The following is a 12,807-nucleotide window of genomic DNA, read 5'->3' as shown; positions in this document are numbered from 1 at the left end:
CGCTCCCGAGCCTAGGCGCGAACTAGGCGGGGAGCTTTGCGGGCCGGCTTGCGAAGCGCAGCACCGCGTAGCCGAGCACCGAGGAGAGCAGCGATCCCGCCAGAACGCCGAGCTTCGCCTCCTCGATCAGGAGCGGATAGCGCGGGAAGGCGAGGGCGCCGATGAACAGGCTCATGGTGAAGCCGATCCCGCACAGCACCGCCATGCCCCACAGCTGCGCCCAGCTCGCGCCTTCGGGCCGCGGCGCGAAACCGATGCGGTCGGATGCGAAGATCGCGGCGAAGATCCCGACCTGCTTGCCGATGAACAGGCCGAGCAGGACACCCAGCGGGATCGGGTCGAACAGGCCGTCGAAGCCGATCCCTGCGAGGGCCACACCGGCGTTGGCGAAGCCGAACAGCGGGACGATCACGAAGCTGTTCCAAGGCACCAGGGCATGTTCGAGCCGGAGCAGCATGGAATCCCCGCGCGTCACCGTCAGCGGTACGCAGAAGGCCGCCAGCACGCCGGCGACGGTGGCGTGGATCCCGCTGTAAAGCACGCAGAACCACATCCCGATGCCCAGCACCAGGAACAGCCAGTAGCGATGGAAGCCGAAGCGGTTGGCGGCGATCAGGGTGGCGAGGAAGCCGAGCCCGCCGAGCCCCCAGGCCAGCTTGATCCCGGCCGTGTAGAAGACCGCGATGATGGCGACGGCACCGAGATCGTCGACGATGGCGACGGTCAGCAGGAACAGGCGGAGCGAGGCGGGCACGCGCTTGCCCAGCAGCGCCAGCACGCCGACCGCAAAGGCGATATCGGTGGCGGCGGGGATCGCCCAACCGCGCTGCATCGGCTGCCCCGTCCCGGCGATGGTGAGATAGACCAGCGCGGGAACCATCATACCGGCCGCAGCGGCGAGTACCGGCAGGCGGCGGCGCTTGGCATCGGACAACTCCCCGTCGAGCACCTCGCGCTTGATCTCGAGGCCGACGACGAAGAAGAAAACCGCCATCAGCCCATCGTTGATCCACAGATGCAGCGTGTCGAGCTTGGGAATGGGCGTCCACGCCAGCCGGTCGTGAAACAGGTCGTGATAGGTGTGCTGCAGCGGCGAATTGGCAGCGAGCATGGCCGCGATCGCGACGACGATGAGCAGGATGCCGCCGGCGGCCTCGCCGCCGAACATCTTGCTGATGGTACGCGCAAGGCGATTTGCCCAATGTCGTTGGAGGCTCATTCGCGCTCCTTTTGTCGATCTGGTCGACCTGCGCAACCCACTTGCGGACGCATTAAGTATAAATGTATAAGATCCTGGGCAAAATGGGTCGGGGGACATCCGTGGCGGCGGTGGAAGTCCTGCAGCACACGCTGGATGTGCTGCAAATGGTGCAGTGGGAACTGCTGCTGTTCGCAGCCTCTTGGTTTGCGATTAGCGCTGTCGACGAATTGGCGGTCGATGCATTGTGGTTGTGGTACCGGCTCACCGGTCGTGTTCCACGCTCCAGAATTCTCGCCGGCGACGGGACGCAGCCGTTAACCGGACCCGCGGCGGTCTTCGTGCCGGCCTGGCGGGAAGCCGAAGTGATCGGACCGATGATCCGCCACACTCTGGACGCTTGGCGGCACGACGAACTCACCCTTTATATCGGGCTGTACCCCAACGACGAGGCGACGCTGACGGCCGCGGTGGAAGCCGCCGGAAGCGATCATCGCGTGCGGTTCGTGGTTAACGATCAGCCGGGCCCGACGACCAAGGCGGATTGCCTCAACCGCTTGTACCGCGCCCTGTGCGAGGACGAAGCGCGATCGGCCCGGCGTTTCCGCAGCCTCGTGCTGCACGATGCCGAGGATATGGTGCATCCCGATGCTCTGGCACTGATCGATTCCACCTTGGGGCCGGTCGATTTCGTGCAGCTACCGGTTCGACCGGAGCCGCAGCGCGCGTCGCATTTCGTCGGTGGGCACTATTCGGATGAATTCGCCGAGGCGCATGCCAAGTCGATGGTGGTGCGCGACATTCTGGGAGCAGGCATTCCCGCCGCCGGGGTCGGCTGCGGCTTTTCGCGCAGCGCGATAGAGGCGCTGTTCGACGAGCGGCGCGCGCAAGGCGAGGCGGGGCCCTTTGCCTCGGAATGTCTGACCGAAGACTACGAGCTGGGCCTCATCGTGTCGCGGGGCCGCCGCTCGCGCTTCGTGCGCCGCCACGACAGATATGGCGATCTCGTCGCCACCCGGGCCTTCTTTCCCAGTACCCTCGATGCCGCGATCCGGCAGAAGAGCCGCTGGATCCATGGCATTTCCCTGCAAAGCTGGGACCGGCTCGGTTGGTCGGCACGGCCTGTCGAGATTTGGATGGCGCTGCGCGATCGCTGCGGGCCGCTCACTGCCCTGGTGCTCGGGACGGCCTATCTGCTTCTGGGAATCGAAGGCGTGCTCATCGTGGCGCGGTTTGCGGGATGGGAGAGCACGTATAGTATGTCGCCGATCCTCAAGGTCCTGCTCGCCATAAGCTTCACCAGCTTCGCCTGGCGCGCCCTGTGGCGCTTCCATTTCACCTCTCGCGAATACGGGATCATCGAAGGTTTGCGCGCCTTGATGCGCATTCCGGTGTCCAACATCATCGCGATCATCGCTGGTCGCCGGGCCGTCTTCGCTTATGCCCGGACCCTGCGCGGCGAACGCCCGATTTGGGACAAGACCGACCACGCGCTCCATCCGTCGATCACGCTGGCGACGCCCGCGCTGCGGACGGGTGGTTATGCGATGGCGGCGGCCGAGTGATGCGGGTGCGTGGCAAGGGCGGCCCGCTCAAGGGGCTGGGGCTGATGCTGATTGCCTGGGTCACCGTTCGCGTCGCGACTTTCAGCGCGCTGCCGCTGCTGCAAGTGCCGCTTCCGGACACACCGCATCCGGCCTTGCCGCCGACCCCAGCCCATGCCTTGGCGCTGCACGATGCCGAGGCGAGCAAGCCCGGGCCCGCACGATCGTTGGTCGGCTTCGGAGCAACCGAACGCCGCGCCTCTGCCGGGGGAACGAGGAGGGTTTTGCCGGCTTCGCTGATGCGCGGGCGGCGCTCTCGCATGATCTTCGGTTTGTCGTCGCAAACCGGGTCGCAAGAAGGGCCGCGCGGTGCGGCGCGCTTGGCCGATGCCGGTCATCCAAGAAACGAGGTGGCTCCCTATCGGCCCTTCGTAGCCACGCCGGCGGCAACCGCGGCGCAGAACCGCTGGTCCGGCGATGGCTGGATGTTGCTGCGCAGAGGCAGCGGCGGCGAGGCAGCGTCGGGCCTGCGCCCTGCGAGCTACGGTGCCAGCCAGGCCGGCGGCATTCTGCGCTATCGCCTGGCGCCGGGCAGCGCTCGCCGCCCCTTCGCTTACTTGCGTGCGACCACCACCTTGCGCGGTCCCAGCGAGCAGCAAGCCGCTCTTGGGCTGGGGGTGCGACCGATCGCACGAATTCCGGTTTCCGCGGCCGCCGAAGTCCGGGCCGTGGATGGTTCGGGCGGCCTCAAGGCCCAGCCTGCGGCCTTCGTCGTCACGGAACTCGCTCCTGTTGCCCTGCCGGCGCACCTGCAGGCAGAGGTCTATGCGCAAGCGGGGTATGTCGGAGGCGCATTCGCCACGGCCTTCGCGGACGGTCAGCTGCGCATCGACCGCTCGCTCGCAAAGGTCGGGGGGGCGAGCGCACGCATTGGCGCCGGCGCTTGGGGCGGGGCGCAAAAAGGCGCGGCGCGGCTCGACATCGGACCGAGCGCGACGATCTGGCTGCCTTTGTCGCGATCGAGCGGAGCGCGGCTGGCGCTCGATTGGCGCTTACGGGTCGCGGGGGATGCCGAACCGCGATCGGGCCCCGCTCTCACCCTATCCTCAGGTTTCTGAAACGCGCCTTTCCTGTTTCCTTTCGCTGCGGTAGCGAACACGCCAGGATGGACGTCTATCTTCCCATCGCCAACCTTTCGGTCAATGGCCTCGTCATCGTCGGTCTCGGCGCGCTGACCGGACTGCTTTCGGGCATGTTCGGCGTGGGCGGCGGGTTCCTGACGACGCCGCTGCTGATCTTCTACGGCGTGCCGCCGACGGTCTCGGCCGCGTCGGCCGCCAGCCAGGTCACCGGCGCGAGCGTTTCGGGGATGTTCGCGCATTACCGGCGCGGCGGTGTCGATTTCCAGATCGGCGGGGTCATGGTGGCTGGCGGCATCATCGGCACGGGCATCGGCGCCGGCCTGTTCAACTTGCTGACCGCGCTCGGCCAGATCGATACGGTCATCAACCTGCTCTACGTCCTGCTGCTCGGCTCGATCGGCAGCCTGATGGCGAACGAATCGATCCAGACGCTGCGCGCCGAGAAGACCGGCGTGCGCCCTGCGGCGCGCAAGCGGCGGCACCATCCCCTCGTCGCCAGTCTGCCGATGCGCTGGCGCTTCTACCGTTCGGGGCTCTACATTTCACCTCTGGCGCCGTTGATCCTCGGGATCCTGACGGGCATTCTGACCATGCTGATGGGGATCGGCGGCGGCTTCGTGCTGGTGCCGGCGATGCTCTACATCCTGGGCATGAGCGCGAACGTCGTGGTCGGCACGTCGCTGTTCCAGATCCTGTTCGTCACCATGGCGACCACGATGATGCATGCGATGACCACGCGCGCGGTCGACATCGTGCTTGCCGGCCTGCTGCTGCTGGGGTCGGTCACCGGCGCGCAACTGGGCGCGCAGTTCGCGCAGAAAGCGAGCCCGGTGAAACTGCGCCTGGTGCTGGCGGTGATCGTGCTGCTCGTCGCGCTGCGCATGGCGCTCGGCCTCGGCTACCAGCCGGACGAGATCTACACCGTGGCCCCGCTATGAGGACCGTGATCGCGCTCGTCCTGCTCCTGGTGCTGTCCGGCGCGCGCGACGCGATCCTGGTGCCCGAAGTCTCGCAGCACGAAGTCCGGCTGCGGCAGGGCTTCACCGGCACCGAGCTGCTGCTGTTCGGCGCGATCCTGAGCCCGGAGGGCACGCGCGCCGCGCAGGACTACGACATCGTGGTGGTGCTGAAAGGCCCGACGCAAGCGATCGTGGTGCGCGAAAAGGCGAAAGTCGCGGGGATCTGGGTCAACGCCGACAGCATCGAGCTGCGCTCCGCGCCCTCGTATTTCGCGCTGGCCTCGACGCGACCGATCGACAGAATCGTGGATGACAAAACCGCGGCGATCTACGAGTTGGGGCTCCGGTGGCTGCAGCTTTCGCCCATCGGCGCGATCGATCCGGAGGAACAGCAGCGGTTCGCGTCCGGCCTCGTCGATCTCAACCAGCGCACCGGCCTCTACCGCCAGGAGGAAGAAGGCGTGACGGTGAGTGAGCAAGTGCTGTACCAGGCGCGGATCGCGCTGCCGTCGCGGGTGCCCACCGGCACGTACACTGCCGAGACTTTCGCCATCACCAAAGGGCAGGTGGTGGCGTCGGCCAGCAGCACCGTGATCGTCCACAAGCTCGGGATCGAGCGCGCCATCGCCGAGTTCGCCGACCAGTACGGGTTTCTCTATGGCCTCGTGGCGGTCGCGCTCTCGATCGCGATGGGCTGGATCGCAGGGCGGCTGTTCGCGCTGATCTGAGCCGAATTAGGTCGTTCTTAACGGTAAGATCCTAAGTGCTTCACTGACTTACGTGCAGCCAGGGTGCCTGATGTCCGATTTGAGCAAGAGCGACTTTTCCGCGACCCAGCCTGCGCAAGCCAGGGATGTGCAGGATCTGCCCGGCGCGCCGCCATTCGAAAACGCCGCCGAACCGATCGGAATCGTGCTCGAAATCGCGGGCTCGGGCAGCAGGATCGCGCTTGATCTCAATCGCTTGAGCGAGTGTTCCTCGGACTCCGATCCTTCGGTCGCCTTGTCCGGACAAGTCGGCAGCCAGGTCAAGATCCGCGTCGGCAACGGCTGGCTGCTGGCGAGCGTGCGCAGTCAGAAGAAGGACACCAAGATCCCCGGCGGGATTCTCGCCGCGGCTGATTTCCTCGGCGAGGGCGAGGAGGAGCGCCTGACCGGGCGCATCCATTCCTTCCGCCGCGGCGTCACCATCTATCCGATCCCCGGCGCGCTGGTCTATCCCGCGACCAGCGAGGACTTGCGCCAGATCTACGCCAGCGACGGGCGCACCTCGATTCAGATCGGCAATGTCTACCCAACCAAGGACATCCGCGCCGGGCTCTACGTCGATGCGCTGCTCGGCAAGCACTTCGCGCTGCTCGGCTCCACCGGCACCGGCAAATCGACCAGCGCCGCGCTGATCCTGCACCGCATCTGCGAGCATGCGCCCGAGGGCCATATCGTGATGATCGATCCGCACGGCGAATACGGCGCCGCGTTCCGCCATACTGGCGAGACTTTCGACGTCACCAACCTCAACATGCCGTACTGGCTGATGAACTTCGAGGAACACTGCGAGGTCCTGCTCACCTCGCGCGGCAACGACCGGCAGGACGATGCCGAGATCCTCGCCAAGTGCCTGCTCGAAGCGCGGATGAAGAACCGGCTTGCCGATCAGCTCGGCAAGATCACCGTCGACGCACCGGTCCCCTATCTGCTGTCCGACCTCGGCAACATCCTCAACAACGAGATGGGCAAGCTGGACAAGGGCCGTACCAGCGCGCCCTACCAGCGGATCAAGAACAAGCTCGACGAGCTCAAGTCCGATCCGCGCTTCCAGTTCATGTTCTCGGGCATGCTGGTGGGCGATACGATGGCCGATTTCCTCGGCAAGATCTTCCGTCTGCCCGCCCGCGGCCGGCCGATCACGATCATCGACGTCTCGGGCGTGCCGTCCGACATCACCTCGACGGTGGTGGCGGTGCTGTCGCGCCTGGTGTTCGACTTCGCCGTCTGGGGCCGCGAGGAGCGGACGCGCCCGATCATGCTGGTGTGCGAGGAAGCGCACCGCTACGTGCCCAACGAGAAGAACGCCGACGGCTCCTCGGTCGGCCGGACCCTCTCGCGCATCGCCAAGGAGGGCCGCAAATACGGCATCTCGCTGGGCCTCATCACCCAGCGCCCGTCCGACCTTGCCGAAGGCGTGCTCTCGCAGTGCGGCACGATCATCTCGATGCGCCTCAACAACGATCGCGACCAGGCCTTCGTCCGCGCGGCGATGCCCGAAGGCGCGCGCGGCTTTCTCGATTCGATCCCGGCGCTGCGCAATCGCGAGTGCATCATCTGCGGCGAGGGCGTGTCGATCCCGATCCGCGTCTCGTTCGATACGCTCGAGGAACACAAGCGCCCCGCCTCGGGCGATCCCTCGTTCTCCGAGCTGTGGCAGGACAGCGGCGGCGACGAGGAAATGGTCCAACGCACCGTCCAGCGCTGGCGCGCCCAGGGGCGGTAAGCGCCGCGCATTTCCTCTTCGTCATCCCGGGCCTGACCCGGGATCCCGCTTCTACTTGCGTGGCCGCTCTCCAAGTAGCGTCACCCCGGATCAAGTCCGGGGTGACGATCGGGGACGCTTGTGACGCAAGCCGCGATCACCGCGCCACGGTCTCGAAGGCGCCGGCCTGCTGGCGCTTGCGCGTCCAGGCCCAGGCCGCGCTCATCAGCGCGACGGCGGCGACCGAGCCGAAGGGATAGGCCCACCACAGCGCATCGGCACCCAGCAGCGGATAGGCGACGAAGTAGAAGCCCAGCCGCGCCCCGTAGAGCGCGATCAGCAGGGCCACCAGCGGCAGGAACACCACCCCGTAAGCGCGCATCGTGCCGACCTGGATCATCGTCGCGCCGGTAAGAATGAACGACCAGGTCACGATCAGCTGCATATGCCGCGCGATCGGGACCGCGGGGCTATCCGCGCCCAGGAACAGCGCCAGCATCGGCCGGTCGAACATCAGCAGGAGCGCGGCCAGCACGCCCGTCATCACCACGTTGGCCGCGATGCCGATCAACGTGATCCGCCCGACCCGCGTGTGGTTTCCCGCCCCCACGTTCTGCGCGACCATCGCGCTCACGCCCGAACCCAGCGCCAGCGAGGGCATCTGGATGTAGTTCCACAATTGCAGCGCCGCGCCGTAGGCCGCCGCCGTCAACAGCCCCTCGCGGTTGACGAGGCCGATCATCACCAGCCCGGCAGAGGAAATGATCAGCATCTGCGCCCCCATCGGGATGCCTTTGGTGACAACGAACGCCAGCTCGCGGCTTTTGGGAATGAGGTGGCCGAGCTCGGGCCCGCGCAGTCGCAGCGGCAAGTCGCGCAGGTACATCGTCGTGATCATCGCCGCGGAACCGACGAAATTGGCGAAGCCCGTGGCAATCGCCGACCCGGCGATGCCGAGCGACGGGATCGGGCCGTAGCCCCGGATCAGCAGCGGATTGAGCACGATGTCGAGCAGCACGGTCAGGATCATCGCGTAAAGCGGCGTCTTGGCATCGCCCGCGCCGCGCAGTCCCATCGAGACCAGCATCGAAATCGTGCCGAGCGGCATGATCACGAAGATCACGCGCAGATAGGCCAGCGCCTGCAGCTGGCTTTCCTCCGGCGTCGAGAGCAGGCGCAGCAGCGACGGCGTCCAGAACCATCCGATGATCCCGGCGCCGACCGCGATGATCGTGCAGAACCCGAGCCCGGTGCCGAAGCTGGCGCGCGCGGCGTCGAGGTCGCGCGCGCCGAAATGGTGGCCGACCCGCACTGTGGTCGCCATGCCGAAGCCGAACACCGCGCCGAACAGCAGGAACATCACGTTGTTGGCGTTGGCCGTGGCGGCCAGTGCGCTTTCCCCGATCAGCCGACCGACCCAGATCGCATTGATCGAGCCGTTAAGCGACTGAATGACGTTGCCGATCAGCATCGGGATCGAAAACGCGATCAGCGTCTTGAGGATCGGGCCCTGCGTGAGATCGCCCTTCATCGGCTTCGCTGCCGGAGTGGCCCCCGTGGGCGGGAACACGGCTTCGGGACTGGTATCGACCGGCAGTTCTGACCGTGTCTCGCTCATGTGCCTCTGGTGTCTCCAAACAAGTGGATGTGCAGCCGGTCGGAATAGGCCATGCCGCGTGCCACGGCGGCATCGGCCAGCCACGCGCCCCGCTGGCGCAGGGTTTCGCTGTCGCGGCCTTCGGGCATCAGGAACACGCGCTCCGGGGCTATGCCATGCGCGGCGACGATCGCCTCGACTTCTGCCAGGTCTGTCCGTTCGGCGATCACGAACTTGAACCACGCACGTTCATCCGCGGCGAAGGCGGCAAGGCGTTCGGGAAGCAGCGCAAGGTCGGCCGGATTGCCGCTGTGCGCGAGCTTGGGGCTGACGTTGTATTGCGCGATGAGCGGATCGAGCGCGGAATGCGGGGCGACGGTGCCGTTGGTCTCGATCTCGACGCGGACGCCCGGAAGCTGCGCGATCAGGCGGGCCAGCGCCGCGCCTTGCAGCAGCGGCTCGCCCCCAGTCACGACCAGCCGCGTCTGCCCCAGCGCGGCGATCCGCGCGGCCACGTCGGCCTCGTCCAGCGCGATCTGGTTGGCCTGCCGGTCGAAGGCGAGATCGTCGCGGTGGGGGCGGTTGTCGCCTTCGAAGTGCCAGGTATAGGCGGTGTCGCACCATTCGCAGGCCAAGTTGCAGCGCGAGAGGCGCACGAACACGCAAGGGCGCCCCATCGAGGCGCCTTCGCCCTGGATCGCGGCGAAGATCTCCGGCTCGCCGGGCGTGGTGGTGGCGAGCGTCAGCATCCGCCGCCGCGCGAAGGTGACAAAGGTGACACAGGGGGTCTCGCAAGTACGGCGTGCAAGCTGCTGATTGTCATGGATAATGCGTCATTTGGCGTGGGTGACACGCGTGCGGTGTCGTTTTTCTGGCGGTGCGGCCGAAACCGGGGCGGACGGTGGCGGATGCGAGGTTTGTAGGAAAGCGATTTCGGCGCGCGCGCTGTGCCCACCCCGCTGCGACTAGCGGGCAAGCCCGCAAGTCTCGCGGCCCTCCCGCAAGCGGGTGGGCGGTACTCTCTCGCTCCCCTCCCGCTTGCGGGAGGGGCTGGGGGTGGGCCTTAAAGCCAGCACCCGACCCCCGGGATGTCACCCCAGCCGCGCCAGCGCCGCCGCCAGCCGCTCGGCCTCGGCGGCGTGGTGCGCGTGATCGGCGCGCGCCTTCTCGACCGCCTCGGGCTTGGCCTTCTCGACGAACTTGGGGTTCTGCAGCCGCCCCTCGAGCGCCGTCGCTTCCTTGAGCGACGCCGCGCGCGCCTTCTCCAGCCGGGCCTTTTCGGCCGCGATGTCGATCACGCCTTCGAGCGGGATCGCCAGCGTCGCATCGCCCGCGCCGACTTGCATCGCCGCGCCAGCCGGGGCCGGTTCGAAGTGGATCGCATCGAGCCGGGCCAGCCGATCGATCGCGCCGCCATTGCGGCCGACGATCGCACGCGTCGTATCGGACGGGTCTGCAACGTAGGCCGTCAGCCGCGCACCCGGCGCGATTCCGAGTTCGGCTTTCGCGCCGCGCAGATTGCCGACGAGCGCGATCAGCCATTCGACTTCGGCCTTCGCCTCCGCATCCACCGTAGCTTCCGGCGCGGGCCATTGCGCGGTGATCAGCGGGTAGCCGGGCCGGTCGCCCATCTTGCTCCACAGTTCCTCGGTGACGAACGGCATGAACGGGTGGAGCATGACCAGGATCTGGTCGAGCACCCAGCCGGCGACGGCTTTGGTCTCCTCGTCGAACTGTCCCCCTTCGGCATTGCTCAGGACAGGCTTGATCAGCTCGATGTACCAGTCGCAGAACTGGTCCCAGACGAAGTGGTAGATCGCGTTCGCGGCGGCGTCGAAGCGCAGCTCGGCCATTGCCTTGTCGAGCTCGGCGAGCGTCGCGACCACTTCGCCGATGATCCAGCGATTGACCGCGCTGGTCGCCGCCGGCGCCGCGATCGAAGTGCTCGCGGCGATGCCGTTGGCCTGGCAGAACCGTGCCGCGTTCCACAGCTTGGTCGCGAAGTTGCGGTACCCCTCGACCCGCTTCTCATCCATCTTCACATCACGGCCCTGGCTTTCCATCGCCGCCATGAAGAAGCGCAGCGCGTCGGCGCCGTACTGGTCGATGAGGCCCAGCGGATCGACCACGTTGCCCTTGGACTTCGACATCTTCTGCCCGTCGGCCGCGCGCACCAGCCCATGCAGGTAGAGCCGCTTCCACGGCACTTCCTTCATGAAGTGGATCCCCTGCATCGCCATCCGCGCATCCCAGAAGAACAGGATGTCGAAACCCGAAATCAGCAGGTCGTTGGGGTAGTGCTTGGCGAGCAGGGAGGTGCCCACCCCGCTGCGACTAGCCTCGCCTTCGGCTCGGCAAGTCTCGCTCCCCTCCCGCATGCGGGAGGGGTTGGGGGTGGGTTCTTCTCCGTCCGGCCAGCCGAGCGTGGCAAACGGCCACAGCGCCGAGGAGAACCACGTGTCGAGCACGTCTTCGTCGCGAGAGAGCGCTTTGCCGTCTGCCAGCGCCAGCGCCTCTTCCTCGGTTTCTGCGACGAAGACAGAACCATCATCCGCATACCACGCCGGAATCCGGTGTCCCCACCAGAGCTGGCGCGAGACGCACCAGGGCTGGATGTTCTCCATCCAGTTGAAGAAGGTCTTTTCCCAGGTCTTGGGCACGATCTCGATCGCGCCGGAACGCACCGCCTCGAGCGGCGGCTGGGCGAGGGTATGGGCATCGACATACCACTGGTCAGTCAGCCAGGGCTCGATCACCACGCCGCCGCGGTCGCCGTAGGGCGTCTGGATCACGCGTTCTTCGACGCGTTCGAGAAGGCCGTCGGTATCCATCAGCTCGACCACACGCTTGCGCGCCTCGAAGCGGTCGAGCCCGACGAGGTCCGCCGGGATCAGGCCGTCCGCCGTCTGCCAGACCTTCGCCTCTGCATCGAGCATGTTGAGCATGTCGCCCGCCGCGATCCCGGCGCGCTTGCCCACTTCGAAGTCGTTGAAATCATGCCCCGGCGTGATCTTCACCGCGCCCGAGCCCAGCTCGGGATCGGCGTGCTCGTCAGCGACGATCGGGATCTCGCGCCCCGTGATCGGCAGCGTCACCTTGGCGCCGCGCGCCACGAGAGCGGCATAGCGCTCATCGGTGGGATGCACCGCGACGGCCATGTCGGCCAGCATCGTTTCGGGCCGCGTGGTGGCGACTGAGATGTGGCCTGAGCCGTCCGACAGCGGGTACCGGAAGTGCCAGAAGTGGCCGCTCACCTCGCGAGTCTCGACTTCGAGGTCGGAAATCGCGGTACCCAGCTTGGGATCCCAGTTCACCAGCCGCTTGTCGCGGTAGATCAGGCCCTGGTTGTAGAGATCGACGAACACCTTCACCACGGCCTTGGTGAAATGCGGGTCCATGGTGAACTGCTCGCGGCTCCAGTCCATCGAACAGCCCAGGCGGCGGAGCTGGCGGGTGATGGTGCCGCCCGATTCTTCCTTCCACTCCCAGACTTTGGCGATGAAGGCGTCCCGGCCCATGTCGGTGCGCTTCTCGCCGCGTTCGTTCATCTGCCGCTCGACCACCATCTGTGTGGCGATCCCCGCGTGGTCGGTGCCCACCACCCACAGCGCATCCTTACCGCGCAGCCGCTCGTAGCGGATGACGATGTCCTGCAGGGTGTTGTCGAGCGCGTGGCCGATGTGCAGCGAGCCGGTGACGTTGGGCGGCGGATTGACGATGGTGAAGGGCGCGGCATCGGGGCGTTCGGGGCGGAACAGGCCGTTGTCTTCCCAATGCGCGTACCAGTGCGCCTCGATCGCGGCGGGATCGAAGGTCTTGGGCAGCGACGGCTCGGGCGACTGCGCGGAGGGCGGCGTGGCGTTCTCGGTCATGGCGCGGCGCTTTGCCAGCGCGCGCG

The 12,807-nt window shown here is 66.8% G+C and carries 9 protein-coding genes; 5 read left to right on the top strand and 4 right to left on the bottom strand.

From position 1 onward, the window contains the following. Positions 1-22: 22 nt before the first annotated feature. Positions 23-1,219 carry a Na+/H+ antiporter NhaA gene (gene nhaA, locus GQO94_RS04180; RefSeq protein ID WP_156839911.1) on the bottom strand — a complete coding sequence of 399 codons (1,197 nt, stop codon included), beginning with the start codon at positions 1,217-1,219 and terminating at the stop codon, positions 23-25. Positions 1,220-1,320: 101 nt separating this feature from the next. Between nhaA and GQO94_RS04175 the strand changes: the two genes are divergently transcribed. The 5 genes from GQO94_RS04175 (at position 1,321) to GQO94_RS04155 (ending at position 7,333) form a co-directional block, all read left to right on the top strand. Beyond that, positions 1,321-2,763, top strand: coding sequence for a glycosyl transferase family protein (locus GQO94_RS04175; RefSeq protein WP_232332766.1), 1,443 nt, complete (start codon positions 1,321-1,323; stop codon positions 2,761-2,763). Then, positions 2,760-3,860, top strand: a complete 1,101-nt coding sequence (locus tag GQO94_RS04170; RefSeq protein ID WP_156839910.1) for a hypothetical protein — start codon at positions 2,760-2,762, stop codon at positions 3,858-3,860. Before GQO94_RS04175 ends, GQO94_RS04170 begins: the two co-directional genes overlap by 4 nt. Before the next feature lie 47 nt (positions 3,861-3,907). Continuing rightward, positions 3,908-4,822 carry a sulfite exporter TauE/SafE family protein gene (locus GQO94_RS04165; RefSeq protein WP_156839909.1) on the top strand — a complete coding sequence of 305 codons (915 nt, stop codon included), beginning with the start codon at positions 3,908-3,910 and terminating at the stop codon, positions 4,820-4,822. Continuing rightward, positions 4,819-5,571 carry a TIGR02186 family protein gene (locus tag GQO94_RS04160; RefSeq protein ID WP_156839908.1) on the top strand — a complete coding sequence of 251 codons (753 nt, stop codon included), beginning with the start codon at positions 4,819-4,821 and terminating at the stop codon, positions 5,569-5,571. Before GQO94_RS04165 ends, GQO94_RS04160 begins: the two co-directional genes overlap by 4 nt. Before the next feature lie 70 nt (positions 5,572-5,641). Further along, positions 5,642-7,333, top strand: a complete 1,692-nt coding sequence (locus GQO94_RS04155) for an ATP-binding protein (protein ID WP_156839907.1) — start codon at positions 5,642-5,644, stop codon at positions 7,331-7,333. A gap of 136 nt (positions 7,334-7,469) precedes the next feature. Here GQO94_RS04155 and GQO94_RS04150 read toward each other — a convergent pair whose 3' ends face one another. The 3 genes from GQO94_RS04150 to GQO94_RS04140 all read right to left on the bottom strand — a co-directional run bounded on the left by GQO94_RS04150 (position 7,470) and on the right by GQO94_RS04140 (position 12,781). Further along, entirely contained in the window at positions 7,470-8,930 is a 1,461-nt protein-coding gene (locus tag GQO94_RS04150; protein WP_232332765.1) for an MATE family efflux transporter, read from the bottom strand. Further along, positions 8,927-9,658: a 7-carboxy-7-deazaguanine synthase QueE gene (locus GQO94_RS04145; protein WP_156839906.1), complete on the bottom strand. Its 732-nt coding sequence runs from the start codon at positions 9,656-9,658 to the stop codon at positions 8,927-8,929. The genes GQO94_RS04150 and GQO94_RS04145 overlap by 4 nt, the downstream gene beginning before the upstream one ends. 342 nt (positions 9,659-10,000) lie before the next feature. Beyond that, the gene (locus tag GQO94_RS04140; RefSeq protein WP_156840171.1) at positions 10,001-12,781 is read right to left on the bottom strand and encodes a valine--tRNA ligase; all 2,781 of its coding nucleotides are present in this window, start codon (positions 12,779-12,781) and stop codon (positions 10,001-10,003) included. Positions 12,782-12,807: the final 26 nt, after the last annotated feature.

It is taken from the genome of Novosphingobium aquimarinum (assembly GCF_009746585.1).
Classification (GTDB): Bacteria; Pseudomonadota; Alphaproteobacteria; order Sphingomonadales; family Sphingomonadaceae; genus Novosphingobium; species Novosphingobium aquimarinum.
The sequence above is the reverse complement of the archived record's forward strand: the minus strand, read 5'-3'. Positions and strand labels throughout refer to the sequence as shown.

What these genes read in the sequence shown, in the direction of transcription:
- GQO94_RS04150 (WP_232332765.1), bottom strand. Translation starts at nt 8,930, where the DNA reads ATGAGCGAGACACGGTCAGAACTGCCGGTCGATACCAGTCCCGAAGCC.
- GQO94_RS04140 (WP_156840171.1), bottom strand. Translation starts at nt 12,781, where the DNA reads ATGACCGAGAACGCCACGCCGCCCTCCGCGCAGTCGCCCGAGCCGTCG.
- GQO94_RS04155 (WP_156839907.1), top strand. Translation starts at nt 5,642, where the DNA reads ATGTCCGATTTGAGCAAGAGCGACTTTTCCGCGACCCAGCCTGCGCAA.
- GQO94_RS04145 (WP_156839906.1), bottom strand. Translation starts at nt 9,658, where the DNA reads ATGCTGACGCTCGCCACCACCACGCCCGGCGAGCCGGAGATCTTCGCC.
- nhaA (WP_156839911.1), bottom strand. Translation starts at nt 1,219, where the DNA reads ATGAGCCTCCAACGACATTGGGCAAATCGCCTTGCGCGTACCATCAGC.
- GQO94_RS04165 (WP_156839909.1), top strand. Translation starts at nt 3,908, where the DNA reads ATGGACGTCTATCTTCCCATCGCCAACCTTTCGGTCAATGGCCTCGTC.
- GQO94_RS04160 (WP_156839908.1), top strand. Translation starts at nt 4,819, where the DNA reads ATGAGGACCGTGATCGCGCTCGTCCTGCTCCTGGTGCTGTCCGGCGCG.